24 protein-coding genes, 4 tRNA genes and 1 pseudogene are annotated in these 26,082 nt (G+C 47.0%); 10 read left to right on the top strand and 19 right to left on the bottom strand.

The genetic code is table 11. From position 1 onward, the window contains the following. Positions 1–12: 12 nt before the first annotated feature. From mscL to J2Z66_RS08925, 6 genes are all read right to left on the bottom strand, one after another. A complete protein-coding gene (gene mscL / locus J2Z66_RS08950) occupies positions 13–480 on the bottom strand; it encodes a large conductance mechanosensitive channel protein MscL (protein ID WP_209971044.1) in 468 nt (155 codons plus the stop codon). A 111-nt stretch (positions 481–591) separates the two neighbouring features. Beyond that, positions 592–2,091: an MFS transporter gene (locus tag J2Z66_RS08945; protein WP_245375395.1), complete on the bottom strand. Its 1,500-nt coding sequence runs from the start codon at positions 2,089–2,091 to the stop codon at positions 592–594. After that, a complete protein-coding gene (locus tag J2Z66_RS08940) occupies positions 2,066–2,656 on the bottom strand; it encodes a hypothetical protein (protein WP_209971043.1) in 591 nt (196 codons plus the stop codon). Before J2Z66_RS08940 ends, J2Z66_RS08945 begins: the two co-directional genes overlap by 26 nt. Positions 2,657–2,674: 18 nt before the next feature. Next, complete coding sequence (locus tag J2Z66_RS43390; protein ID WP_209971042.1) at positions 2,675–3,175, bottom strand: antibiotic biosynthesis monooxygenase family protein; 501 nt, start codon at positions 3,173–3,175, stop codon at positions 2,675–2,677. Between the two features lie 187 nt (positions 3,176–3,362). Further along, entirely contained in the window at positions 3,363–3,641 is a 279-nt protein-coding gene (locus tag J2Z66_RS08930) for a hypothetical protein (RefSeq protein ID WP_209971041.1), read from the bottom strand. Positions 3,642–3,667: 26 nt separating this feature from the next. Beyond that, positions 3,668–4,564 (bottom strand): SDR family oxidoreductase, encoded by an 897-nt coding sequence (locus tag J2Z66_RS08925; RefSeq protein WP_312894458.1) that lies wholly within the window; start codon positions 4,562–4,564, stop codon positions 3,668–3,670. A 198-nt stretch (positions 4,565–4,762) separates the two neighbouring features. On the opposite strand from J2Z66_RS08925, the gene J2Z66_RS08920 reads away from it, so the two are divergent. After that, positions 4,763–5,155 (top strand): VOC family protein, encoded by a 393-nt coding sequence (locus J2Z66_RS08920; RefSeq protein WP_209971040.1) that lies wholly within the window; start codon positions 4,763–4,765, stop codon positions 5,153–5,155. A 121-nt stretch (positions 5,156–5,276) separates the two neighbouring features. Then, positions 5,277–6,068: a YwmB family TATA-box binding protein gene (locus J2Z66_RS08915; protein WP_209971039.1), complete on the top strand. Its 792-nt coding sequence runs from the start codon at positions 5,277–5,279 to the stop codon at positions 6,066–6,068. 101 nt (positions 6,069–6,169) lie between these two features. Here the strand turns inward: J2Z66_RS08915 and J2Z66_RS08910 are convergent, their stop codons facing one another. The 7 genes from J2Z66_RS08910 to J2Z66_RS08880 form a co-directional block, all read right to left on the bottom strand. After that, complete coding sequence (locus J2Z66_RS08910) at positions 6,170–7,015, bottom strand: carbohydrate ABC transporter permease (protein WP_209971038.1); 846 nt, start codon at positions 7,013–7,015, stop codon at positions 6,170–6,172. 31 nt (positions 7,016–7,046) lie between these two features. Beyond that, positions 7,047–7,949 carry a carbohydrate ABC transporter permease gene (locus J2Z66_RS08905; protein ID WP_209971037.1) on the bottom strand — a complete coding sequence of 301 codons (903 nt, stop codon included), beginning with the start codon at positions 7,947–7,949 and terminating at the stop codon, positions 7,047–7,049. Positions 7,950–7,979: 30 nt separating this feature from the next. Continuing rightward, positions 7,980–9,593, bottom strand: coding sequence for a LamG-like jellyroll fold domain-containing protein (locus J2Z66_RS08900; RefSeq protein WP_209971036.1), 1,614 nt, complete (start codon positions 9,591–9,593; stop codon positions 7,980–7,982). Between the two features lie 104 nt (positions 9,594–9,697). Then, positions 9,698–11,194, bottom strand: coding sequence for an ABC transporter substrate-binding protein (locus J2Z66_RS08895; protein WP_209971035.1), 1,497 nt, complete (start codon positions 11,192–11,194; stop codon positions 9,698–9,700). Between the two features lie 122 nt (positions 11,195–11,316). Then, entirely contained in the window at positions 11,317–14,133 is a 2,817-nt protein-coding gene (locus J2Z66_RS08890) for a cache domain-containing sensor histidine kinase (RefSeq protein WP_209971034.1), read from the bottom strand. A 15-nt stretch (positions 14,134–14,148) separates the two neighbouring features. Further along, positions 14,149–15,735: a response regulator gene (locus J2Z66_RS08885; protein ID WP_209971033.1), complete on the bottom strand. Its 1,587-nt coding sequence runs from the start codon at positions 15,733–15,735 to the stop codon at positions 14,149–14,151. 124 nt (positions 15,736–15,859) lie between these two features. Continuing rightward, positions 15,860–16,204, bottom strand: coding sequence for a hypothetical protein (locus J2Z66_RS08880; RefSeq protein ID WP_209971032.1), 345 nt, complete (start codon positions 16,202–16,204; stop codon positions 15,860–15,862). 192 nt (positions 16,205–16,396) lie between these two features. Between J2Z66_RS08880 and J2Z66_RS08875 the strand changes: the two genes are divergently transcribed. From J2Z66_RS08875 to J2Z66_RS08855, 5 genes are all read left to right on the top strand, one after another. Then, positions 16,397–16,473 (top strand) — tRNA-Met (locus J2Z66_RS08875). A gap of 32 nt (positions 16,474–16,505) precedes the next feature. After that, a tRNA-Asp gene (locus J2Z66_RS08870) sits at positions 16,506–16,582 on the top strand. 41 nt (positions 16,583–16,623) lie between these two features. Beyond that, positions 16,624–16,699, top strand: a tRNA-Lys gene (locus J2Z66_RS08865). A gap of 19 nt (positions 16,700–16,718) precedes the next feature. Then, positions 16,719–16,798 (top strand) — tRNA-Leu (locus J2Z66_RS08860). 298 nt (positions 16,799–17,096) lie between these two features. After that, complete coding sequence (locus J2Z66_RS08855) at positions 17,097–17,606, top strand: SRPBCC family protein (protein ID WP_209971031.1); 510 nt, start codon at positions 17,097–17,099, stop codon at positions 17,604–17,606. 215 nt (positions 17,607–17,821) lie between these two features. On the opposite strand, the gene J2Z66_RS08850 is transcribed toward J2Z66_RS08855, so the two are convergent. The 4 genes and pseudogenes from J2Z66_RS08850 to J2Z66_RS43385 all read right to left on the bottom strand — a co-directional run bounded on the left by J2Z66_RS08850 (position 17,822) and on the right by J2Z66_RS43385 (position 19,605). Continuing rightward, positions 17,822–18,628, bottom strand: a complete 807-nt coding sequence (locus J2Z66_RS08850) for a hypothetical protein (protein ID WP_512699952.1) — start codon at positions 18,626–18,628, stop codon at positions 17,822–17,824. Further along, positions 18,559–19,128, bottom strand: coding sequence for a hypothetical protein (locus tag J2Z66_RS08845; RefSeq protein ID WP_209971029.1), 570 nt, complete (start codon positions 19,126–19,128; stop codon positions 18,559–18,561). Before J2Z66_RS08845 ends, J2Z66_RS08850 begins: the two co-directional genes overlap by 70 nt. Before the next feature lie 208 nt (positions 19,129–19,336). Then, positions 19,337–19,489 (bottom strand): annotated as a pseudogene (locus tag J2Z66_RS44280) (IS4 family transposase); the annotation flags it as partial. Beyond that, positions 19,471–19,605 (bottom strand): hypothetical protein, encoded by a 135-nt coding sequence (locus tag J2Z66_RS43385; protein WP_281068814.1) that lies wholly within the window; start codon positions 19,603–19,605, stop codon positions 19,471–19,473. The gene J2Z66_RS43385 and the pseudogene J2Z66_RS44280, both read right to left, overlap by 19 nt. 227 nt (positions 19,606–19,832) lie before the next feature. Between J2Z66_RS43385 and J2Z66_RS08840 the strand changes: the two genes are divergently transcribed. Together J2Z66_RS08840 and J2Z66_RS08835 are read left to right on the top strand one after the other, a co-directional pair. Further along, complete coding sequence (locus tag J2Z66_RS08840; protein ID WP_209971028.1) at positions 19,833–20,636, top strand: response regulator transcription factor; 804 nt, start codon at positions 19,833–19,835, stop codon at positions 20,634–20,636. A 15-nt stretch (positions 20,637–20,651) separates the two neighbouring features. Next, positions 20,652–22,382 (top strand): sensor histidine kinase, encoded by a 1,731-nt coding sequence (locus J2Z66_RS08835; RefSeq protein ID WP_209971027.1) that lies wholly within the window; start codon positions 20,652–20,654, stop codon positions 22,380–22,382. A 24-nt stretch (positions 22,383–22,406) separates the two neighbouring features. On the opposite strand, the gene J2Z66_RS08830 is transcribed toward J2Z66_RS08835, so the two are convergent. Further along, positions 22,407–23,183, bottom strand: coding sequence for a M55 family metallopeptidase (locus J2Z66_RS08830; protein ID WP_209971026.1), 777 nt, complete (start codon positions 23,181–23,183; stop codon positions 22,407–22,409). Between the two features lie 17 nt (positions 23,184–23,200). Continuing rightward, positions 23,201–24,166, bottom strand: a complete 966-nt coding sequence (locus J2Z66_RS08825) for a cache domain-containing protein (RefSeq protein WP_209971025.1) — start codon at positions 24,164–24,166, stop codon at positions 23,201–23,203. 188 nt (positions 24,167–24,354) lie between these two features. Here J2Z66_RS08825 and J2Z66_RS08820 point away from each other — a divergent pair, with 188 nt between their 5' ends. Further along, positions 24,355–26,076 (top strand): type 2 periplasmic-binding domain-containing protein, encoded by a 1,722-nt coding sequence (locus tag J2Z66_RS08820; RefSeq protein WP_209971024.1) that lies wholly within the window; start codon positions 24,355–24,357, stop codon positions 26,074–26,076. Positions 26,077–26,082: the final 6 nt, after the last annotated feature.

The raw sequence follows: 26,082 nt of genomic DNA, 5'->3' as shown, positions 1-26,082 counted from the left end.
GTTTATGCGTTATTAGGCGTTTGCTGTGCTTCCGGATGCTCCGAGTTCGGATGTGCAGAATTTGCAGCGCGTTGCTTTGATCGGCACTTCGGATAAGCAGCGTGGGCACTCTTTGGTTTCCGGGGCTTTTGCCTCGACTACAGCTTCTTGTTTGGTTCTTAGTTTGTTCAACTGGCGGATAACAAAGAAGATGACAAAGGCTACAATCATGAAATCCAAAAAGTTAGAAACAAATAGCCCGTAATTCAATGTGGGAGCGCCTTCTGCCTGGGCAGCGGCTATTGTGTCGTATTTGGTCCCATTAAGTGATATAAACAGGTTCTTAAAATCGACTTTTCCGAGAATCAGCCCAATGGGTGGCATAATCAGATCGTTAACAATGGAAGTGACCACTTTACCAAAAGCGCCTCCGATAATCACACCGACCGCCAAATCGATCATATTTCCTTTAAATGCAAATTGTTTAAAATCCTTTAACATGATAAACCTCCTAGTACCAAGTGTAATAAAATGTATTGAGTAATAAAGCAGTATGTAAGGGTTTCATTGGGTTTCATATGGACCTTAGTCAGTTTATCCAGTTTGCCCAGCTTATCCACCCATACGGTCCTGGTCAGGTTTGCCTATTCGCCTCACGGAAACGAGTAGAGCGAGCAAGCAAAAGGCCATCCCCATCCAAAATACCACGTGCAGTGCACTTATGACAAGCAGCTTGTCCGCCGCGGCATTCGTTATGTCCAAAGATCCGCCAGTTTGCCCCAGCCGGAAGGAGAATAAGGAGACGGATAGGGAGATGCCCATGATCATCCCGATGTTTCGCACGAGTGCATTTAACCCGCCGGCTGTGCCCAGCTTTGCCATCGGTACGGCTCCCATCACGCTGGAATTGTTGGGTGATTGGAACAGGCCGCTGCCCAGGCCGAATAACGAGAGGTGAAGGGCGACTGTCCAAGCACTCTCTTGGGCAGTTAGAGTGGTGAGCAGCGCGAATCCGGCGGCATTGATTAGAAGCCCGGCGGTTGTAAGCAGGTTGGGGCCGATTTTGTCGGACAACCAGCCGGATAGCGGTGCTACTACTGCCATAGCCAGTGGGTAGATCATCATGGTATACCCGGTTTTTGCTGGTGAGAACAGCAGTACATTTTGCAAATAAAACGGCATCATCACGGTCATACAAAATAATGCTGTGAACGACAGTAGGGAGGTTGTATTGCCTATGGCAAACGCTCTTATCTTGTACAAGCTGAAATCCAGCATGGGATAAGGTGTTTTGTGCTCCCAGTAATAAAAGCCAGCCAGCACAGCGCAGGCTCCAATTAATCCAAGCAAGACGGCCGGGGAAGTCCAGCCCCAGTCTTGTCCAGTAGACAAAATATATAGAAGCGCAACGGTGCCCAATATAAAAAGAGCCGATCCCCCATAGTCAAATGGCTCATGCTTGCCTTTGACTGAATCTTTAGGCAGCAAAAACCAGGCTGCTATGAAGCCCAGTATCCCAATGGGTACGTTAATCCAAAAGATGGAAGGCCATCCCAAGCTGCCAACGAGAATGCCGCCGATACCAGGTCCAGTCAAAGCTCCGAGTGAGACGGCGGTTCCGACAATGCCCATGGCCTTGCCGCGGTCGCCTTTGGCGAAAATGCCTGCCACAATGGCTTGACTGTTAGACATCAGGCATGAGGCGCCAACTGCCTGTATAATCCTTGAAGCTATTAGAAAGCCCAGGCTATGGGACAGGCCGCATAAGGCAGAGCCCAGCATAAATATGAACATGCCCCAGTTGTACATACGGCTGCGGCCTATCATATCAGATATTTTACCCAGAATCGGAAGTGTTGCACAAATGGTCAGCAGGTATGCAGTCAGCACCCACTGCACGACATGAATAGGCTTGTTAAGCTCGCTGGAAATGGTAGGCAAAGCTACGTTGGCGATGCTCCCATCCAAGGTAGCCATGAAGGTGCCTAATGTTACTGTAGCCAGAATAAGCCAGCGGTTACGAGCAGCAAGAGGCGTGGAGCTTTCTGTGTTTTCTTTGAGCACTGCTGTTGTCTCCTTCGTCTGCTTATGACTGAGTACCTGCTGAGTCAAGATTGTCCAAATCCTCAAGCACCTGATCGATCACCAACACATGATATTGAATGGATCTGCTGCGTTTGATCGTGAATAGCCGCTGCAGGAAGAGGATCAGTGCGAAGGCGCAGACAACTGCCGCTATCCATCCGAATGAGTCGAAGACTGGAAGGATAGCTTCACTTAATTTGTTTTCTTGCCTATTAGAAGCAGCAGGGTCTAGGAGATTCATCCCCCACAGAAAAGCAAGCACAGGTAGAGCCAGCTTCCAGGATAAATCAAGCAGCGTCTGAAGGAAGGTCGCTCCATGATCCTTGGATTTCATGATGATCCGGATCTCTTTTAATTTATCTGCACTCAACAAGCTGTAGGCATAGTGGTCTCTTTGATAGCCTTTGTGTTGTCTTCTTCGCTTTCTTTTTCTTCTATTTCGTTGAGGTACGTTGTTGTCCCAATCTTGATAATGCTTCCAAAGAGGCTGCTCAATCCAGCTCAGAAAGGCTGAGGTTCGCATGCTTTGGTATAAGCAGTAAATAAGAACGGCCAAGCCGGCAGTACCCCAAATGATCCAACTATTACTCATACAAGCACCTCGTATACATTATTCCAAAACAACCCCATAAGCCGTTACAAAGGAAGGGCGGGGGAATATGCCGGGCTGCTGCTGATCGATCCCCTCGGAGGTGCCGCGCTTGCGGTGAGCGTGGGAATAGGCCTGGGACTCCTGCCATTTTTTGAAATAAGACTCTTCACTCCAAATGGTCATGATAACATAGGTATCTCCATTTAACGGGCGCAGGACGCGTATACCGATAAAACCAGGCTCCTGCTCGACCATGCGGGCCCGATTCTGGAAGCGGTTCTCGAATTCAGCGCGGCCTTCCTCAGTTACAGGAATATTGTTAAGAACAACGTAGCCGCCACCTGTAAGTGTGCCCGTGGAATCAATAGCCTCGTATATGTGAATATCGTCTGGACTGACATCTATTGGGGTAGGATTTTCAAAGATATAAAGCGTTTCTTCTTGATTAGCCAGCTTCAGATAGGGAAGAGCGGACCATGCACTTGAAAAGCTAGCGCTGGGGAGCATGTAAACGTACATTCCATCAACCAACCTTTCATTTTTTGAGTAATTTTGAGCAGTACTGTTGCTTTCATTATAGAACACGGCCCCGTTGAAACCAAGTTTGTTTGTATAGTGTTGATAGTGTTGGCGGTAATTTTTGTAAGGAAATTTGTTAGTAAATGTTGTTAGTAAATTTGTTAGTGAATGTTTTTTTGTAAAATACTTAAGTGGTTCTTCGTTCCTGGCTGAGCTCAAAATGGTAAATTGTATTGCGGGTAAGCACGCGAAAATCCGTCTCGTATTGATCAATGGCCTGTACCTTGGTGGTTTTGAAAGGCATCTCTCTATCCAGTGAGGCTAATACCATGGGCGCGCCAACCTCGGTTGGCTTCAATTCGCGAAACGTACGTCCCAAAATGTTGTCGAAATCGAATTTTTCCGATTGGTGCTTAGGTGTAATGCCGTCTACCTCATAAATTTGCAGCAGCTTCAATAATCTCATATCCATGCCCTCCTGATAATAAGATACTAGCCTTTTCTTTTCAAAATCCTTGTAATGATGCTCTCAAAAAGCTTCCACGGCAACACAGCTTTAGCCAGCATGGCGAACGTTGAGCCCTGGCCGATGGGGTAACGCAGTCTTGGATTCTGCCGCTTGGCTATTTTGGCGATCAGGCTTGCTACTGCTCTTGGATGTGGTGCGTTTGCCGCGGACTTGCGCGCTAAGCTCAGCATAGCTTCCATACTGGAGCGATAGGGTGAATCTGGTGGTGATTTGATCGTTTTAAAGCCCTTATCCCATATATCCGTGCGGTAAGAGCCAGGCTCTACAAGCACAACATGTACCCCGAAAGGCAGCATTTCTAAGCGAAGCGCTTCACTGAAACCCTCGATGGCGAACTTGGATGCCGCATAGGGACCATAACCGGGAAGGGCAATGCGCCCGCTAACGCTGCTCACTGTAATAATCTTCCCATAACCTTGTTCACGCATGTAAGGCAGCACCGCTTTGGACAGAGACACGACCCCGAAGAAGTTCGTTTCCATTTGGATGCGCCAATCCTCCAGAGACACTTCCTCCGTATAGCCACCTACAGCAAACCCGGCGTTATTGACCAGCACATCAATGGTGCCGAACCTGGCGATCACATCAGCAACAGTCCGATTGATGCCGGCCGTATCTGTTACATCAAGCTCCAAACACTCCATCTGTGCCCATACGCCAGCTTCTTCGGCTTCCTTGACAAGCCTGCCCTGCTTGGATAAATCGCGCATGGTCGCTATAACCCTGTAACCGCTTCGCGCCATGGAAATGGCGGTGAGCAGCCCAAAGCCGCTGGAAGTTCCGGTAATAATCGCCGTTTGGATATGTGAGTGTGTAGAATGAGATGGTTTCAAAGTCATTTTTCTTGTTCTCGCTTTCATTTCTAAATCCTATTTCTATTATCGCCTTTTTCCCGACATTTTCCAATAGCTGTGTGTGTGGCTTTCCATATAACTTATAAATTTCGTCTGGTTTTGGAACTATTTCTGCACATATTTCTATACAAATTTCTGTACATAAGGCATTCGTCCATTATAATAATGAGGAAGAAGTAATTGAAGATTAGGGAGGAACTGCTCATGGCTGTAAAAAGAATCGAGCACGTCGGTGTTATGGTAGCCAATATGGAGGCATCTATCCGCTTTTATGAAGAGGTTATCGGATTAAAGCTTAAGGGCAAACTGCTGCACACAAATGGCGTTGTCCAGCTTGCTTTTCTTGGATTCAATGAACAAGGCGAAACAGAATTAGAACTGATCGAAGGCTACAATGCAGAGCTGCCGCAGGAGGGCAAGGTGCACCACATAGCTTTTGCGGTGGATGATGTGGAGTTGGAGCTGACGAGGATCAGAGGCCTTAATGTGGAGCAGCTGGATGAAGACATAACTACGTTGCCGAATGGCTCGAGGTATTTCTTTTTCAATGGGCTTGACGGGGAGCGGATTGAATTTTTTCAATCGACGCGCTCGTAAAATAACTGCGGCAGGATGAGAATCATATAGATGTATAAAAATGCTAGATTCGGGCATCCTTTTACTAGAGTTAACTTAAGAATTATTAGGTTCAATTCATATATAGTAACGAGGTGCCTTAATGAAGAAAGCATGGCTGGTTTCAATAACGTGTATGGTCATTATAAGCATAGTCCTGGGTTGGACAAGACTTGCAGGCTCAGTCGGTGCCAGAGTGTCCAGCAGTGTCGGGGAAGATGCCGGTAGACTGCTGGCTGCAACCGGAGCTCTTCTCCAGCAGGATCGTATGCTGACCCTTACATATACAGGCATATTACCGGATGGGAGCGCGGCATGCAATAATCAGGACCGCCTGCTGCTTGCAGGGCAAGGCCTAAGCGGGCTGCTGGAGTTCCCTCAAGCTGCAGAGCTGGAAGCGTCTAACGGACACCCGGTGTATGTCTCGGAAAAAGCTGTAGGAACCGCAGGGCTAGCCTCCGTCAGAGTAGCAGGACAGCAGGGGACAGCCGCTTGTTATATGGTGCTCCGTCTGACAACGCCGGCAGCAGAGGGGACCGAAGCCGCTATGGAGTGGCAGGCCAAAGTCCAGCATATTCTTGAGCAGGCTAAGCCAAAGCAAGCCAAGCAGGGACAGTGGGTTGTCATGGTGCAAGGTATCGTTAGCGAGCAATCGGCCATGGGGAAAACTGGGGAAGGTGTGCTTAAGGACTTGATTGATTCTGTTAACGGTCAAGTCAAAGAGACATACACAGATGAAGGCACTACAAGCTGGTCGGCCTCAGCTACGGATTTCTCCGGATTTGTGCAGAGCGGGAACCACAAGATCAATCTTCAAGCAGCCATACATGAAAGCTCGTTGAATGGAGCTTGGAGGCTTACGGTGGGAACGCCTTTGATTACGATGGAATATTAGATATTTGTTAAATGAAACAAAAGGGAATCTACCAAGTTGTAGATTCCCTTTTGTATTATAGTAAGTTAGCGTGCTCTCCTAAGTAATTAGCCTCTCATGAATTACCCTTTCACACTGCCGATCGTGACGCCTTGAATGAAAAACTTCTGCGCGGCGATGAATACAATTAGGAGCGGCAAGGCGGCGCTCACCGAGCCTGCCATCACCCCCGCATACTGGACGAAATACTTATCCTCGCTCATGACTTTCAGGGCGAGAGGCAGCGTATACAACTCGGGAGAACGCAAGTAAATGAGCGGTCCCTCATAGTTGTTCCAATATCCCAAAAAGTTGAAAATAACCAATGTGGCGAGAATCGGTTTGGCAAGAGGGATCATGATGCTCATAAAGATGCGGAAATTAGACGCGCCATCGATTTCGGCCGATTCATTCAATTCATATGGAAGGGTCGAGAAATACTGCTTGCACAGGAACGTGCCGAACGGACTCCCGAAGCAAGCGCCAAGCCATATTGCTGCATGGGTGTTCACAAGGCCAAGCTCCTTGAAAATCATGAAATTCGGCAGCATGACCACCTGAGTGGGAATCATCATCGTTGCCAGCATCAACAGGAAAATAAAATCCCTGCCGGGAAACTTGATTCTCGCATAGGCATACCCAGCCAGGGTGCAGGTGATCAGAGCTCCGGCCATAGCAATCAAGGTCGTCTTGACACTGTTCCAGAAGTAGAGCCACATGGAGAGTCCGAGAACGGGATTCGTCCAGACAGCTTTGTACCCGTCCCAATTGATCGGATCCGGAATCAGGGAGAACGGAAATTTGAATATTTCTTTCTCGGACGTAAAGGATGCGACAAGCATCCAGATGAACGGATAGATCATAGCGATCGATAGCACTAGCATGACTAGCGTGCGTACAGATTTCCATATGTGTTTCCTAAATAGCAAGATCCTCACCTTCCAAATCTGGGCGTCCTGCCTAGTAATGCACCCATCTTTTTTGCAGACGCCATTGAATGATTGTAAAAATAAATACCGAAACGAACAGCACCCAAGCCATCGCCGAGGCATAACCCATTTGGCCGAATTCGAATGCCGACTTGTAAATATAGTAGCCGATGACCGTACTGGAGCTTCCGGGTCCGCCTCCGGTCAGAATCTGGATATGGGACCAGGCCTGGAACACACCGATGACGGATGTAATGATAATAAAAAAAGTAGAAGGAGAGATCATTGGGAATGTAATATAGAAAAATTTGGAAAAAGTCTTCGCGCCATCGATTTCGGCGGACTCGTAGACTTCCTTCGAGATGCCCACAAGGCCGGACAAAAACAGAATGACATTCAGCCCCAGCCCCGACCAGGTTGACATAAGAATGATGGCCGGCTTCACCCAGGTGCTGCTCCCAAGCCAGCCGGGCGGATCGGAAATTCCGGCCAAGCGCAGCAGGTTGTTGATAATGCCGTCGCCCGGGTGGAGCAGCATGCCCCACACAATCGCAATAATGACGGCGTTGGTTACATAAGGAAGGAACAAAATCGTACGGAACGTTTTAGTGAAATAGACGCTTTCGTTAATCAGGACTGCTATAATCAGGGCCAGAATAATTTGAAAAGGAACAGCCGCGGCAAAATAAAAAATATTTTTCATGGAATCTATGAACCACGGATCCTTCATCATTTTCACGAAATTATCCAGCCCGATAAACTTCAAATGGTTAAGACCGGTCATCAAATCCCAGTTGGTGAAGCTGACGGTGAGAGAAAAGATGACAGAAAATAACGTAAAGACGAGAAAGCCGATCAAGTTCGGCAGAATAAACATGTATCCCTCAATCGCTTGCCGGAATCCCCTTTTTTTGGAAATGGAGAGCTTGCTCATCTCTTTACCTCCTGCATATCGTTCATGGCTTCACACTTCACTGCTATGCAAGCGAACGATATCGCCGGAGGTCAATGCGCCATCATAAATTTCTACCTCGCGGATCCGTCCGGAAAAACGGCACTGCGGTCCATTGCCCAGCTCAAGCAGCGTCTGATCCGGAGTCAGGGCTCCGTCCCCCTGGGCGAAGGCTGATTCAGCGACAAGCCGTCCGTCCAGGTACAGTGCTAATACGTTCTGGTCATACGTGATGGCCGCACGATGCCAGCCGGGTGAAAGCCCATGGTCATAGGTGGCCAGCGGATCGTTCTTCAGACTCCATACTTTGCCGCTTGGGAGTGTTCCTGCGAACAGCATGCCGTTGTAGACGGCCATCGACCATACCCGCCGATACATCATGTCTGGATTGGGCGGCTCCAGTACGCCGATACGCTCCCATGAACGGTCTCCCGAATACCGGTATACATGGCCGCCAGGCAGCGTTCCTCCGTACAGCTTGCCGTTATAGACAGAGACACCCATCACTTCCTTTTCTTCGCCCATCAGCCCGTAATCACTCCAATCCGTACCGCCCTCGTACTGCAGCATCCGCGCTTCTGGCCAAATGCCAATCAGTAATTCATTGTGATAAACGGTGAAGCAGTAGACCTGATCGCAATTCGCCAGCTCGCTGCTGTTGATCCAGGGCTCGTGCAAAGAACGGCTCCACACTCCTGCAGATTGGTTGGCTCCAACGTACAACCGTCCGCGGTAAGGTGTAAGTGTCATCGTTCGCGTCGTCTCTTCGGGACCTGGAGCGCCGAGCGGCTCACATCGGCCATCCGCATCAAAAGCGAACATTCCATATGGATAGAATGACATGGCGATCAAGCGGCCGTCATAGACAGTAAGCGCTCCGATACTGTCAGATCCTTCGATCGGCAATTCGCCGAACAGTGTCCAGCGCTGTCCGCCTTCATAGCGGAATATTCGCCCCCCAGGCGATACGTTCGGTGAATCCGGAAGCGCAGATCCGGATGCTTTATAACGCATCGTGCCGACATATAGCCTTCCATTGAATTCGGCCATCGACCATGCCGAATTGCTGTCGTCCGGACTGCCGCAATCGATCCAGCCCTTGTCCTCGTCGAGCCGGTATACATGTCCGCGTCCATCCTTCTCGTCGTCGAACACTCCGGCGTACAGCCCGCCGTCATGCACGCATAGCGAACAGATCAGCCGGCTATTTCCAGGGCTGCCCCAATCCCGCCATACGTCTTCGGCTTTCCCAGTGCTCCAGCCAAATTGAAGGTTGCGCCAGTTCGCCTGTGTCGTTGTCACGCCTGGCTGAGATAGCACGGACAGGTGCCAACCCTCCATCCGTTCCTGCGAGTAACGGCTGCATAATCCGCCTGGCAGAAACCCCCGCTCATCGTTTACTTCGAATTCGAGCGAGAGGCTGAACGGCTTCGAGCCGTCCGTTTCTTCCAGCCCCGGCAACCCAATAACGGAGGTAGCTCCGTCGAAGGAGGCTCCATCCTCGAACTTGATATTGTGCGCCTCCCCATGCCTGGCTCTTGCCGTCATATCGCGGCTGTCCGACCGAAGCGGCCAATAGCCTACCCGATTGCCGGAAACTGTCATGTCTGAGTGATTCACGTTCATTTCGTTCATCCTTTCTGCTGGCGACCTTTTCTTATCAGACCAAGTCTGATCAGGTTTTACCAAGTTTTATCAATTTTATCCTGCATTTCGTGGATTGATTAAAGTCACTTGCTTTCTTCCTCATAAATGTTGAACGTGGCGATTTTTGCACTGTCGATCATTTCATCTACCTTGATTTCGTTGGCGAATAATTTGGATAGATGCTTCTCAAGCTCGGCTTTCATCTTGGCGGAATACGAGTATTTAACTGAGTTCTGGAAGTAGATCGTCTTGATTTCCGGATCCAGCATGCGGTTGTATAGCTCATCGCGCTGCTTGCCCTGCACCAGCTTGCCGTCCTTGTTGTTGTAATACCGCCAGTTGTTCATGAGAGCGGCTTTGTCGAGCTTGCTCGAGGCAGGTATGCGGTGTGCGACTTTGGATGCGATTTCAATAGACTTGGTTGCATGCCACTTGATAAACATATAGGCTTCATCCGGATTTTTGCTTAGCTTCGATATGGAATCGGAAACGATAGTCGACAAGGCTTGCTTTTTGGGCGAGCTGCCGTCCCACCTTGGCATGGGTGCCAGGGTATGAATGCCGGCATCATCGTCCTCATGGGTCAATTGTCCATATTCCACTGCGAGATCCTGGAACAGCGCGCCATTGCGCCCACCGATACCCATTGCGTTGACACCGCTGTAGTAATCGTTCTGCCAATGCAGGCCTTTGGCCGCAATATCGGCGGGACTGGCCATTGATTTATCTACATAGACCGCATTGTACATGAGCTGAACGGCTTCTTTGTAGGGTTCCCAATCCGTATTGAACGAGCCGTCTCCCTTAATCATCTCCCATCCGGCATACAGAGCAAGATTCAAGGTCGAGGTGGCCAAATTACCGGTCTGGAAGGTCCAGTCCTGGATGCCATAACGCATCGAATTGCCTTTTTCGTCCAGCTTGGTCAGCTTTTTCGCGATTTGGAAAAACTCCTTCCAAGTCCAGTCTCCGGAGGATGGATCGGGAATGCCTTGTTCCTGGAACAATTTCTTGTTGTACCATACACCGTCCGGCGCGATAGCCCGCGGGATGCCGTACAGCTTGCCATCGATCATCAACTGGTCCTTATAGTCGCCAAACTCCGCATTCAGATCCCAACCGTCTTTCTTGATGAAATCATCCAGCGGGACGTACAGGCTGCCCGGGTTTGATCGTTCCAGATTGGTGGTACCCGTGTAGATCACATCTACCTGCTCGCCGGCAATGGTCGCCATCTTCACGCTTGTATTGAAGTCTCCGCTTGACACAAGGACAAGTTCGACTTCGATATTCGGATACAGCTTCTGCCATTCCGGATAGGCTGCTTCAAACTCTACCTGATCGTAGGCGGAAGGGGTGTAATACCTTAGCTTTACCTTTTTGTTCGGATCTAGCTGGATGCCCAGCTTTTCGGTCTCCGGGGGATTACTCGTACTTATCTCCTGCTGTGCAGGCTTCTCTGACTGGGCGGAATCGGCTGGCTTGTTTCCGCTATTGCTGCCGCTGCAGCCTGTAAGGAAAATAAAAGCAACCATCCATACGACCAGCAAGCTGCCAGACCACTTGACTCTCTTGCTCATGTTTTCAACCTCCCTATTTTTGTTTCGCTTGCCCGGCATTGCTGCCGACAACCTTCTCTTTTATTATAAGTGGCGGTACTCAGGCATCTAAATAAGGGAGAGCTGATATTTGGTGTCGTTTACTAACCTTTTAATGCAGGGAAGCTGATTGTGACCTCCGTATATTCGCCGGATACGCTATCCATGTCGAAGCTGCAGCTGTCGCCAAAATGCATCATGAGCCGTTGTCTCGTATTGCGCAGGCCATAGCCGCCTCGAACTTCGTCTGTATCTTCTATAGACTCTTCCACCAAGCGTTTTCTTAAGGCTTCAAGCTGATCCGAATCCATGCCGATTCCGTCGTCACGCACAGTCAACTGCAGCATGCCTGCGTCAAGACGGGCAGAGATACGGATGCGGCCTTTGCCGTGCTTCCACCTGATTCCGTGATACAGAGCATTCTCCACAATCGGCTGCAGCGTAATTTTCGGGAGCGTGCAGGAGAGGACTTCCGCAGTAGTCTCCACTTGGCAGTCAATTTTGTCCTTGTAGCGATAGCCCATAATTTTCAGATAGCTGTCTACATGCTCCAGCTCCTTGTCCAGAGTGGTCGTCTGCCTGCCTTTGCTAAGGCTGATACGGAAATACTCGGAGAGTGTTGTGACGATTTCGGACACTTCATTGTCGCCATCAGCCAGAATCTCCGATTTCCAGCGAATGATTTCCAGGGTGTTATAAAGAAAATGAGGATTGATTTGAGCCTGTAAGGTGGCAAATTCCGCTTCTTGTTTCTTAAGCTCAGCCTCGTTGTTTTTGATGCGAATTTCGTATACCTCTTTGATCAAGGTATCGATCCTTGCAATGATGCGGCGGAAATTGACCGTCAATTGGTCCACCTCGTCTCCGCGGGAGGAGACAATATAGCTGTTTCCGAACAGGCTGTCAGCGAAATCGACTACGTCGCGGGTCAATTCATTAATCGGAACGCTGACGCGGGCCGAATAGCGGAGGATGAAGACGGCGATTGCTGCGAAGCTGGCCAGCAGTGTGAGGAAGTCATAGAACAAAATGCGGAACATGCTGTCTCCGATATTATCCAGCGAAGCGATATGCACGATGGTCCATCCTGTATTCCCCAATTTGAAATAGCTTAGCAATACCGGGCCCTGAGGAGTGTCCCCTGCCGAACTGCCCTCGTAATAGTTTTCGTTAATTAATGACCTGTACGCAGGCTCCAGCATTTGGCCTATCCGGTGCTTGCTCGCTGCCGACATGATCCTGCCATCCGCATTGATCAGCATGGTTACATTGCCTCCTTGAAACGCATCCCCATATGTCGCGCTTAGATCGGATTCCCTGAATGTGAAGAAGGCATAGCCGAGCAAGGCGTCAGCATGCGGATTTGCGATCCGCCGTTCAAACGTAATCATATTTACATTGTCATAGTCGCGATACGTATCGTTGAGTGGGCTCGTATCGTGATCGTTCTTCTCTGGAAGCGGGTAGCTGTAGGCACGATTGCGGGTTTTTGATTCATAAAGAAGCTTCATATCGGCATTGTATACATCAATATAGACGATATCCCGCTTCTGGCCGATGACATCGTCCAGAAACAGCTTTACGTTCTCCAGGCTTTCGTCCTCCAAAATGGATTTGCTGCGGTACTGCTCCATGATCTGCAGCAGCTCCGTATCGTAGTAGAAATAATAGATCGACTTTTCGAGGCTGCTCATATACGATTCGATCCGCTTCTTGATCTGTACGGCATTGAGCTGATTCACTTCCAGCGTCTTCTCCTCGATGACATCCCGGGTAAAGCTGTAAGAGACGACAATCAGAAAAACGATAGGCATCAGTATGCAGGTAAGGAGCCCGGCTGCGAGCTGCATGCGAAAGCTTGGTCTTCTTCGTCCGAAAGGAATCATAGATCTTCGAAACGAGAGGCGGCGCTTTGCTCGTTCCAGATCTCCTTCGGAACGATGAAGCGTATCCATCACAGCATTTAAGTGCCTCAGCGGTAGTGTGATTCTGTAAGCAAACACGAAGATAAGCGTGACGAATATCACAAAGCATACGATCGTGAGGGCAACCAGCCATTTCTTTCCGGAAACTAATTCTCGCCACACGTTCGAATAAGGGGTCGCCACATCCAATCTCCAATGTGAGTAGCTGGATGTCATTGAAGTGACCAGAAATCTGGATTCATGGATGATCCTGACCGCACTGCTGTCTGAGATCGTTCTCATCTGCTCGTCCAGCTGTTTGCCTACGGCAGCGTTGCTGTTCGAGGAAATAACGGTCCCATCCTCATCTGACAGCATGACCTGCTTGACAGCGAAATCAGGATAGAAGTTCTTGAGTGTGTTTTCTCGCAGCAGTACGATCAGAAATCCGGCATATTGCCCTTCGTGATCGTAAACCGCACGTGTCAGCCCGATCAATTTTCTGCTGACAGATTCACTCTCCAGCACGGTATAGGTCCAGACGAAGCGGCCTCCCGATTGGCTCGTCAAGTCGCTCAGCCCGGCCAGATCGAAGACGTAGCCGATTGAGCTGCTCCTACTGGACAGCACCGTCCCATTGTGACCGACCAAGAGTATGTCCTCTACGTGGCCAATCATGCTAATGAATCGGTTCAGCAGTTGAGATAGCTCACTGTTGCTGCTCGATGGATCATCGCGCTCCACTTGCTGCAAGTAAGTGAATAGGTCCATCCCGTCAAACGTGTAGATTGCTTCCCGCTCAATGCTTCTCAGCGTGAAATCTATATTGTCCATCGTCTGGTTAACAATACTCTCATTCGTCTTCAACACGTTCTCATAAATGGTGGAGGAAGATATGCGGTAAGATATTGCGCCGATCAGGAAGAGGTTCAACGAGAGAAGGATCACCGAATAGACGATGATCCTGTTTTTGAGACTGCTAGGCTTGCGAGGCCAGACGTCATCCAGAAGCTTCAAAACATGTACCCCCGTTCATTCACCTTCATCTATGAATCCCAGCACGAGCTGCCTGTACTGCGTTGGCGTAATGCCCACCTCGTTCTTGAACACCTTGCTGAAATGCCTGGCGTCGCGATAACCGACCTGGCCGCTGATTTCGTATATTTTGTAGCTCAAATCATCCAGCAATTGCTTTGACCTTGCGATCCGGACACCGGTCAAGTAGTCACTAAAGGTAATGCCAGTTTCCTTCTTGAAAATTCGGCTGAGATGCAGTGGATGTACATAGATCCGCTCTGCGGAGGACTCCAGCGTGATATCGTTCGCATAGTCAGCCTCGATATATTTCTTGACCTCGTCGACCAGACGGTTACGGCCGCTCCTGTCTGCATGCTCCACCAAGCCAGCATAAATATGCTTGATCGTCGCTATGATTTCATCCTTTGTTTCCTTGCGCTGAAGTAGGGACATTTCCTTCATTTTCAGCTCTGCCAGCTCTGGGATGAGCAGTGTGTGCTTCTCGGCATGCTTTAGTGCATATTTCAGCAGCCGATAAGCTGCATCGTATACAGCCTCCTTGGTTGCGAGCCCGGTAAAGCAGGCGTCGAGCTGCTCGTCTACGCAACGCTTGTCTTTTTTTTGCAGCAGCAAAGCCATTTTCTCAGCGTTCCATTCAACAGGGGACTGCGCGTTACAGGAGGGAGGGAGGACGGAGTCCTCCGCAGTGATCAATCGCGATGTTCCAACCCAGAATTTCATTTCCATCAGTCGGGCAGCGGAGCGGTGGGAAGCCGGGATGTCATCCACGGCCGGAACTATGTCTCCGACGCTAATGGTGATATCGCACTGCAATATTCGCGCTATCGTTCTCCGCAGCTCCTCCGCCGTCATTCCGAGCTCGCTGCTGCCGAAATCACGGCCAGCAATCAAAATCCCTACCGTATAGCGGTCCATGTCGTAGCAGTACGACCCGCCCCAGCGGGTGAACATTTCCTCTGCTACGTTGCGCAGGGCGAAGCGAAGCAGCTCCAGATCACGGTCGGTATACTTTAGCAGCAGTCGGGAGTGATGGTCGAAGGCAATCAGGAGCACGCAGAACTGCTCTGTCTGCAGTTCGACGCCGATCTGCATGCCTCTGCCGATCAAGACTTCCGGAGTATCCGACTTTCCATTCACCAGCCTTCGGAGGTATTCCTCGCGAAGCAACCTGCCTGCCTCTTTATTGCGGATCGCGGTCTGAATGTCCGCATCATATTCTTGTCTGATGCGATTGAAAATTTCTCGCAGCTTATCTTTTTTGATCGGCTTCAGCAAGTAGCCGGATGCACCTGTCTCGATCGCAGAGCGGGCATACTCGAATTCATCGTAGCCGCTCAGCACGACAACCTTGGTCTTTATATGCTCATCGCGGATACGGTGCATCAATTGAATACCGGTACAGAACGGCATTCTGATGTCGGTCAGGACGACATGGGGCTGAAGCTGAGCGATCAGCTCATAGGCCTGATTGCCATCGGAGGCTTCGCCAGCCACAACGAAGCCGAAATTCTCCCAATCTACGTATCTGCGAAGCCCCTCGCGAATCATATCCTCATCATCGACAATGATGACTTTGTACATTAGGCATCCTCCTTGCTCATCTGGCACGGTTTCCCTCAGCTGTTGGGTCATCTTGAATCTCACGATCAAGCCGGATATCCGCGAATGTAAGCGCGAACATCCAGCTGTATGATGAGGATTTCTTTTAATTCAATGTTACATCTACTTCGTTGAAATAAGCAATGCCTCCTGCTATGGAAGGATTATCATGCTCCATGTATATGTGGACTACGTCGGTATAGGTGCTTGGCGCTGTGAAGCTGGTTGTATAGGCAGTCCATGACGTGGTATCTACCAAAGAGCTTGTTGCCAAATTACTGGACGCCGTTTCATTGCGGACCCGACCCTTTGCCTGGGCTGCCGAGCCGTTAGTCTTGCCGTAGAAGGTCACCGTATTCGTTTTTTTTGATATACCTGAACAATGGTCGCCAAACCCTTTCTTGGTTAATATCTTTCCCTCACCTTTGAGTATAGTAATAAAAGTAGGCAATGCATATGCAGTAATCCTAATATTAAGTGTGGTTTAATAACCATTTTGCATGTATCGCTTACCTCACGAGCCGGAGCGAGTCGGTCGTTTACCTGCTGCTTAAGAAATTTTTTGAAATGTCCTTGCTTTTCAATTGGTAAGTGTGGTATTATCAAATTCTGGTCGTGGAATTGAAAATTAGCAAGACACTGACGCGGGGTGGAGCAGCCCGGTAGCTCGTCGGGCTCATAACCCGAAGGCCGCAGGTTCAAATCCTGCCCCCGCAACCAATTCTTATCATGACTGCAATGATACCTAGTGTGGAGCCGTGGTGTAGTGGCCTAACATGCCTGCCTGTCACGCAGGAGATCGCGGGTTCGAATCCCGTCGGCTCCGCCATTATTTTCTTGCTTTTGAGTTAAATGCCTGCTCATAAACCTGAGGCATTAGCTCAGCTGGTAGAGCACCTGACTTTTAATCAGGGTGTCGTAGGTTCGAATCCTACATGCCTCACCATTTTTACCACTTTTCATGCGCGCGTATGGCGGAATTGGCAGACGCACTAGACTTAGGATCTAGCGGGCGACCGTGGGGGTTCAAGTCCCTCTACGCGCATTAAACACATCATGGATAAGCTTTAGGATCATATGATCCTAAAGCTTATTAATTTCAAGTTGTAGCATGCGGACGTGTGAAATCGAGAAACGCGCTAGATTCACATTCTAGTGGGGGAGCCGTCGTTGAGATTCGAGCCCTCTCGACCACACCATAGTTATAAACTAAACTCTTCATTTTGTGAAGAGTTTTTTCATTGTAAGTAGGTCATTGATAAGATATTGCGAAAATTATTAATTTGTATTGGTTCGATTAAGGCTATGTCAACAAATAAAATATCGTTTCAGGAGGAGTTGAAATGACAACACAACAATCATCCAACAGTAAGGCACCGGTTATCAATGAACGTGAATTTGTACTGGAAAGAGTATTCAAAGCACCGCAAACGCTTGTATTTAAAGCTTTCACCCAACCCGAACATTTAGCCAAATGGTGGGCGCCTAAGCCTTATATCATTCCGGTCTGTAACATTGATCTTCGTGTAGGTGGCAAATGGCATTATTGCATGCAATCACCTGAAGGTGAGCGACATTGGGCTTTAGCCATTTATGAGGAAATTAACAGTCCGGACAGCCTGGCTTATACAAGCACATTCGCAGATGAACTAGGAAACCCGACTAATTTTGTTCCTGAGCAGCATGCTAATGTGGTATTCAGTGAAGTTGAAGGCAGCACCAAGCTTTGCATTTCCTACCGGTTCGAATCTGCTGAGGCGCTTCAGGCATCAATTCAGATGGGGATGATTGAAGGGCTGTCAATGATATTGGACAACAATCTGCCTGAATTATTGGCTGAAATGCAGAGCTGACCTGTGTACATCCTATCTTTTGAGTAAGTTGAAATTATGAATGAGACGATCTTTTGGATGTATTGATCCCACGTGGCTTTTCGCATTACAAAATCGTCAGACTTCGTAAAATAGGTACTAGACACACCCCAATAAAATAGCGGCAGTCTTGGACGAGAAAGTCTTAGACTGCCGCTATTTTATTTAACTATCGTCACCCGTTAGTTCAATCATCTTTACAATACATCTTTGATTACAGGCAACAAATAATCAAGAACAATTTTCTGTCCCTTTTCAAGCGGTGTGCAATATCTATCGTATGTGTAGACATCACACAAATAAAATTTTTCAAAATCAATTTTATACCCTGTTTTCTCGATCGCTTCGGAACAAATTAAGTACGCACAATCTATAATATCATTAAGGTTATCGGCTTCAATCCATATTTTAGCAACTGTTCCTTTGAACGTGTCAGACAGATGGTCGAAATAAGCCCGCACCGGTCGGTTGCCCGAAGAATCGAATACGGAGCCGGCATCAAGGAAAGCGCCGGTTTGTCCCGGTTTGACGTCGAACTCCACAGTGACGTAACCGCTTGTGGCCGTAAAGGTGCGGCTGGCGATAACGGCGTTCGTAGCCGAGGTGTCGTTTAATAGCACGCTCTTATCGGTTGCGCTCGGCTGCTCGGCAATCTTAACCGTTCCGCCGGACGTATCATCCAAGGTCCAGCTTGCGGGTGCCAAGCCGGTCGTTTGGCTGTCATAGGTTTCAAACACCCGATTGTTCGCCTGTTTGACGATGCCGCCCGTACGGACGATCACGTTGTCGAAGTACACCGAACCGGCCGGGGCACCGGAAAAAAACTGGATTTTCGATACGGACAGGACCGCTTCGCTAAAGCCCATATCCGATTTTTTCAGCACGCTGTCAACATACACATCGAATCTGGAGAGGTCCGTATCAACGACATATTTCATATGGTACCACGTATTGGAGGTATACGATTGGACGACCTCGACGGATGATCCGTTGAACACTTGAATCTCATTTGTCGTGTGGTTGAAGTAAACGCGAACCGATCGATTGCCAATGGAGTCGAGCAAACCAGATAGGCACCGGTCTGGGCCGGATAGATATCGAATTCTACCGTAATAAGACCAGTGCCGCCATTGATCGATTTGCTCACGATGACCGGATTTGTCGCCGAGGTATCAGTCAGTTTGAAGCTTCGATCCGATCCAACCGGGAATGCCTCAACAACTGCGGCGCCTCCGGTCAGATTGTCCAGATTCCACCCGGTCGGTGCCAACCCTGGCGTCATCGCGTTGAAATCTTCGTCCAACAGTGTCTTTCCCGGTTCAGCCGAAGCCGCGCCGTGGCTGGCAAGCCATAGCAACGCGCCAAACAACAGGCAGGTACAGATCAGTGTCACATTTCGCATCAACAATTCCATCCTTTCCGTATTGAGTTTTAAATGCAGCTTAAGTTTATCGAAGAATAGAGCGCTTACATTGCGCGCATAATTCAGTAAATAACATATCACCTGTGGATGCTTAATTATATACGGCAAACCTGCGAATAAAGTTTGTAAAGCTGTCTTTTATTTTAAAATGAGCATCATATCCCGAGCCTTTGCTTGGCGGTGTCCTCCACCAGCGGGCATTCGCGGGGTGGTAGCTTCTACCAATACTTCCATCTTGGTTCTATCCACAGCCCGTCCCCTCCGGGGCAAGATCACGAAACATTGTGTAATATTTCACACCTACGATCACTACCGGGATGCCCGGGGCGAGCTCGGTCAGAATCAGGCGCTGGATGTTGCGGTTCTTCCCCTCCACACGCGGTGCAGCGTCGTACAGTTCCTTGAGGCTGAGCGGCTTTCCGTTCACGAGATAGCGCTTGTTAAAGCCGAATCTCTTCTTGAAACCCGCGCATTCAAGTGCTTCAGTACATTCAACTCTTGAAAAGCTGGTTTGATTTCGTTTGGCAGTTGATCGAGAGACTGCTTTTGGTCTATCATAGAGAAAACACCTCTTCTGTGTGGTAGTGGTAGCTCTATACTCTCACTTTACCAAACGAAGGGGTGTTTTTCTATTTTCGTCAAGCATCCTATCCAATTGCCTTGAACTCCATACTGCATCAGTTGTTAGGCTAGTTTTGCTCTGCGAAAGTTGGTAATTTGGTAATAAAGTTGTCTTGACATCTTGTATCACCATAGTGTTTACTAATTGTAAATCAAATACAAAGGTGGGATCAACCATTAAAGTACTAATAGTTGATGATGAATACCTTGTCAGATTCGGGTTGCGGACGACAATTGATTGGGAACAATACGGCTATGAAATTGCGGGCGAAGCTTCGGACGGCCAAGAAGCTTTGGAATTAGCTTTGACAATACGCCCGGATTTGATTATTACCGATATTAGCATGCCCTTCCTGGACGGAATTGGTTTCATGGAACAGCTTCGTCAACATGAGACCGAAGTAAAGATCATCGTGCTGACTGGGTATGGTGATTTCAACTATGCGAGAGGGGCGCTCATGTATGGAGCATCAGACTATATCTTAAAGCCTGTCGAGAATAATAAGCTGATTGAGACGATTAAGAAGTTAGCTGTTGTCATTCACAACGAACGAATAACTAAACAAATTATGAAAGAAAAACTGTTTACGGATCTACTTGCCATCTTGAAAAAAATTTGTATTCAGAAGACAATCCCCACCAACCGATTTGTCGAGGATGCAATTAAATATATCAAGCAACATTATTCTGAAGAGCTTTCCGTTGGAGGTATTGCGGATAAGCTTTTCATTAGTTCATCTTACTTGATGCATTTATTTAAAGAAAACACAGGCATGACAGTTAATGATTTTATTACGGGATACCGGATTGAAAGAGCGAAGTCGTTACTGAAGACACATGAATACAAAATATATGAAGTTTCGATTAGAGTGGGATTCCAGGATCAGCGTTATTTCGGCCAATTGTTTAAAAAACACGTGAGACTCACGCCTAGCGAGTATATCAGGAGTCTATCACTCGAATCCTAAGGAGAGTTGATCCTGATGTTTTTAAATAAATTAAAGATTCGATCGCGGATCTTCTGGTTGATGTTAATCAGCCTTTTGTTTTCATCTGTTTTTATCTTTCAATTTACACGGATTACAGTCCAGCGTACGGTGGAAGATTATATGTACAATTATGTTAGATTGAACCAGGAGAACATTGAATCCAGTATCACATTCCTAGTGGGAGAAATGAATGTACTATCCGCTCGTGTCTTAATGAACAATTCGATTCATGAAGTGTTGGACAACTCAAGTCTGCTAAAGGCAGATAAGCAAGATAGGTTGAGTGGAATATTAAACAACATGATGATAAATAAAAATGTTGTGGGTGACATTGTTATCCTAACGAATGAAGGAGATTCCTATAATTATGCCATGGACCTTCAAGTCGACCGCAACCTGGACCCCTCGTTCTTAAAGAAAGTCAATCAGCAGAAAGATCCTGTATGGGGAAATATCAAACGTGATATGAATGGATATACATATATCTTAATGGGGCGTAAATATTTAGATTTCAACACAGGAAAGGATATGGGCTACCTCCTAATCTATATCAAGGAGAGAACGCTGTATGATTTATTTAAGAATGTGGTCCTGACAGACTGGGGATATGCTTTTCTAGTGGCTGATGATGCCAATATTATCTCCTATCCGGATCAAGCCAAAGTGGGAACGACTATATTCGATACAGAAAGCTTTATCCCTGACGAAGGGCGGGATATCGGTGAAACAACCCTTGGGGGGAAGTCTGTCGTTCTTTCCAGCTACAAGCTTCAGGGGAACTTGCAGCAGTATGGGATGGATTGGAAAATCATTAGTGTCATCTCTAATGTGGAACTTCTGCAAAGTATTAATCGAATAAAAGTCTATTCGATCATTCAGCAGTCTCTGACCATCTTGTTGACCATACTCATCGCTTTCTATGTTTCAAAAGGAATAATCAAGCCAATAAAAAGAATAAAACAAAAGATTATGAAATTCGGTAACTCCAAAAACCTATACCAATTCTTAAATAATGAAAGTGATGAACTTTGGTTGTTGGAAAAAAGCTTTAATGATATGGTCATTCGTATTAACGAATTGATTGCAAGGAATAACGAAGAAAAGGATTTGCAGAGAGCATTGGAACTGACTGCGCTGCAAGCCCAGATCAATCCCCATTTCTTGTATAATACACTGGATGCGATCGGTTGGATGGCTAAAGTTAATAAACAGAAAGATATTGAGTTGATGATTATTGCACTAGCCACATTTTTTCGCAACAGCCTGCATAGTGGCGAGAAGTATGTATCAGTCAAGGATGAGATTTCCATAATCAAAAGTTATGTGTCGATTGAAGCCATGCGTTTCCAAGGTAAGTTCGAAATTAATTATGAGATAGACAGCGAGATTCTAGAGCTCAAAGTATTGAAAATAATTCTGCAGCCCTTAGTAGAAAATGCGATCAAACATGGAATAAGTCAGAAGCGGGGTAAAGGTCACATATGGATCAATGGATATCGAGAAGGGTCAGATTTGATCTTCGAAATCAATGATGATGGAGCAGGCTTTAAACCGCGATCCGAAGAGGACCTTGCCATACCTCCCTCCTATCACGGAGGAGGGTATGGCTTACGCAATGTGAATGAAAGAATTCGTCTAGAGTACGGCGTGGGATATGGCGTGGAGATTAAGAGTGAATTCGGAATAAAAACGACCTCATCTGTCAAGGTGAGAGTGATCGAATAAGAATAGAACAAGCTGAAAGATTTATTAAAAGGGCAATTGGAACAAATCTACTGTTACGATTCGATAAGTCCGTTCATCCACGAGTGTGATTTCCGGATGCTGACTTAACCATTCTTTGTTGATGGGTTCATAGAACCTTGCCTCGAAATGATAAGGTGCTTGAATGGCTGTGAAGGGAGGGATTTCGTGAATTCGTTGCGCGGCTCGTTTAACTCTCTCCTTAATAACAGTAAGGACTTCTATTGGGTCCGCATGTACTGCGCTTTCTAATCCTTTCCCCACTTTGGTCACAGCAGTCTCGATCTCAGGCACATGCATCCTGGCTTCCAATACTGCCTTATCGTCACCAGCTAAGAAGATGGTGGGCACTGAATAAATGCCTGCTTGCAAAGCGTGTGTGCCGAATTCACCAATAAAGACATCATTCAACCGATAATACATAACATCTCTGGAAGAAAAAGTGTGACAAAGCGGAGCGTTGATGGTCCCCGCCATTGCATGCTGTCCAACAAAGAGCAGCGCAGCATAACCTTGCAGGTTGTGGCACCGCTTTCCAGAAGAAGGAGGCAGGTAATTTCCGTATGCCAGGTCCTCAGCGAATAATCCTCCGCTCCCATGTCCATCAAATACATCAATTGCTGCGTCCGGATAAACGGAGAGAATACCTTCCATAGCTGCATTAACTTCCTTGGCCAGTTGTTTCATGGATGGACCTTTGAATCGATTATCTGAAGTTCTCGTTTGGGAGAAAGAATCCGTTTGTGAAACTCCCTCCAAGTCAGTGATGATAAAAAACCTCATTTCAACACTCCTGTCCTCTATTTTTTCCACGCATTGATTCTACCATATAAGCGGTTTAAAGGCTGGATTATACTGTTTCTTAATAGAATTGCAATGTAAAAAGTACAAATACAATAGATCATAATAAATGAGATCAGAATCCATTTCGGAGAAGAAAGCTTGATGGCTTCACGGAGAGGAATTAAGATGACAATCTTGGCGCCAGAATCAGCGATCTCACTTTGCAGTAGAATTTTTTCATTGGTGGTGGTAATCGTCTGAACTTCGGATGTGTGCAGAATGCGATTGATTTCATCATCGGTAAGCAAAGATAATAGATTGTTTTCGACGTTAAGAAAGCTGCTGTTGCTGGGAACGAACAACAGCTTGTTCTCGTTGAATAGGGGGTTGGCAGTAACAAAGAAACGATAGAGTTCCTGAAATTCGAAATCAACGACCAACAAGCCGAGTAAATCATTGTTTTCCTCAAGCTTAAGCATATAAGAAAAAACATTATGTTCCGTACTGTCATTGAATGATACCTGATGCCTGGATGTCCATATGTACTTGCGATCATTATCTTCCAGAAAAGCCTGTACGTTTTCAGCGGCTTTAAACAGCTCAAAAGGTTGGGTGTTTAAATTTTTGGCGAAGGAGTAAACAAAACCGCTGGCTGAATACAGCTTGACTTCTGTCACATTAAGATTGGAATCAAATACAAGGCTGCTCAGCAATTGAGAAGCATCGAGGGAAAAATACGGTTCTGACATGGCTTCGACGATTGATGGATGACTCGCAATCAGTTTGAATGTTTCTTCGGTGTAATGAAGAAATTGAGTGAGGCGGTTGTTAGAGCTCTGGAAATAGTTGAATGACATCCCGGAATATTGCGATACATAGGTTTGTTTGGACCAACGGTAAGCAAACAAACCCATCAAAATCGTACAGACCCATACAACAATCAGAAAGATAAGTACGATCCGCTTGGAGAGTCGATTAAACATAGACAATCACACCTTTCGATTGTGGCTGACAGCCCAGATGCGCATGATTGATAATTATTATAGCGATATCCAACAGTTTTGCAAACGTTTTCGTAGGTTTACGGCATTATTTTGCAAGGACAAAGATGTTATCTTAAATATTAGAAAGACAGATTGGATTTCCAATAATAAAAGGAGGCGTTCTGTTCATGTTAAAACAGTTTTCACAGAAGTGGTTGATGCTTATCTCTTTACTTACTATTACTGCTCTGGTTGCTGCATGCAGCAATAGCGGTAGTAACAATGGCAATAACAAGGATCATTCTGCAACTCCTGGCTCAACTTCGACTTCAACTTCAACCCCCCCGCCGCTTTATACGATCAAAGTGTATACGAAAACACAGCTTAACGTCAAAAGCAGTGACGAAACAGATGTTGGTAAATTCATAAAAGATAAATTCAATATTGTGTTTGATTATGTCCCTTATGTTGGCGATTACAATGAGAAAAACAATCTGATGCTGGCAACAGCAGATTATCCGGAAATTATTGAATTATCGGGCAATGAAATCGTCAAGAAATATATCGATGCGAATGCGTTGGTTGCTTTGGATGATTACTTGCCTGATTCCCGCGAATTTACTGAGGTCTATAAGGAACAAATTCCACTGTGGAGAATATCGGAGGATAAGAAGTTATATAAATGGGAAACACAAACGCCAACTGTGTTCGACTTCGCAGCGCCTAATGCTCCCGACATGGCCGTGCGCACGGATGCCTTGGAGAAACAAGGATGGCCTAATCTGGAGTCCGAAGATGATTGGGTTAATTTCTTGAAAACTGCAATGGAGCAATTCCCGACTACGAATGGTCTCAAAACAATTGGTCTAGTAGCTCCGTTTGGAGCGCCTTGGGGGATCTCTGGTGTAGCTGGAATTTTGTATGAGAAGGGCCCTGATTACACGGGGATAGCAGGAAATGCAGGTGTAATCTTCAATCATACGACAGACAAGTATGAAGACTATTTAAAGGTGCCGGATGTGAAGAAGAGCTTTAAATTCTTTAATAGATTGTACAGGGAAGGTATTCTCGACAAAGAATCCTTTACAGATACACCTGTTCAAAATCTGGAAAAGCTGTCCAGCGGTCGTGCGCTCGCACAATGGTATTATCTGAACTTTCCGACAGCGAATGCGGCCTTACAGAAAGCGGCACATCCGGAGATGCAGTATATCCGTTTACCGATTCGTACGAATGAACAGGCTGCAGCGAAAGCGCCACGGTTATTCATGGAGCAGCTTACCAATCCGTTTAATTCGGTTGCGATTACCAAGAAAGCCAAGGATCCTAAACGAATATTTGAATTGATCAATTGGGCAGCTTCTGAAGAAGGTCAACTCATCATTCAAAGCGGGTTAAAAGACATTCATTATACGATTAAAGACGGCAAGCGCGAACCGACACAATTGTTCATAGATGCGATCAAAGATGAGAAAAATGCTAAGATTTCAGGGTATCTGAACTTCCTTGGTAAAAGGGACGTACGTGCCGCGGATGGGGAATTGTATGCTCTTGGTTCTATCCCGCGTATTACAGATGAATTCACATTGACTGATCGGCAGAAAGAAGCCTATAAGAAACTTGGTTGGTCCAACTCTGCTGAATATTGGCTAAAGAATGGTAAAGGAGTTAACACGGGGATCGTTCCATCGATTACTAATGATCCAAAAAGCGCGGAGGGCTTAACCGAGCAGAAAATGACTGAGCTGCGCTCTAAGACAACTGTAAATCTTATAATGGCTGATAGTGAAGAAGAATTCGAAAAGATTTGGACTAATCTCAACAAAGAGTATGAGAAGCTGAATCCGCAAACCGTTGTTGACAAATACAATAAGAGCTACCAGGAAGCAAAAGCAGGTCTCGCCAAATAAAGCCAA

This window comes from Paenibacillus eucommiae, from assembly GCF_017874215.1.
In the GTDB taxonomy this organism is placed as follows: Bacteria; Bacillota; Bacilli; order Paenibacillales; family NBRC-103111; genus Paenibacillus_AI; species Paenibacillus_AI eucommiae.
Note: the sequence above shows the minus strand (reverse complement) of the source record. Positions and strands in the feature narration are given on the sequence as shown.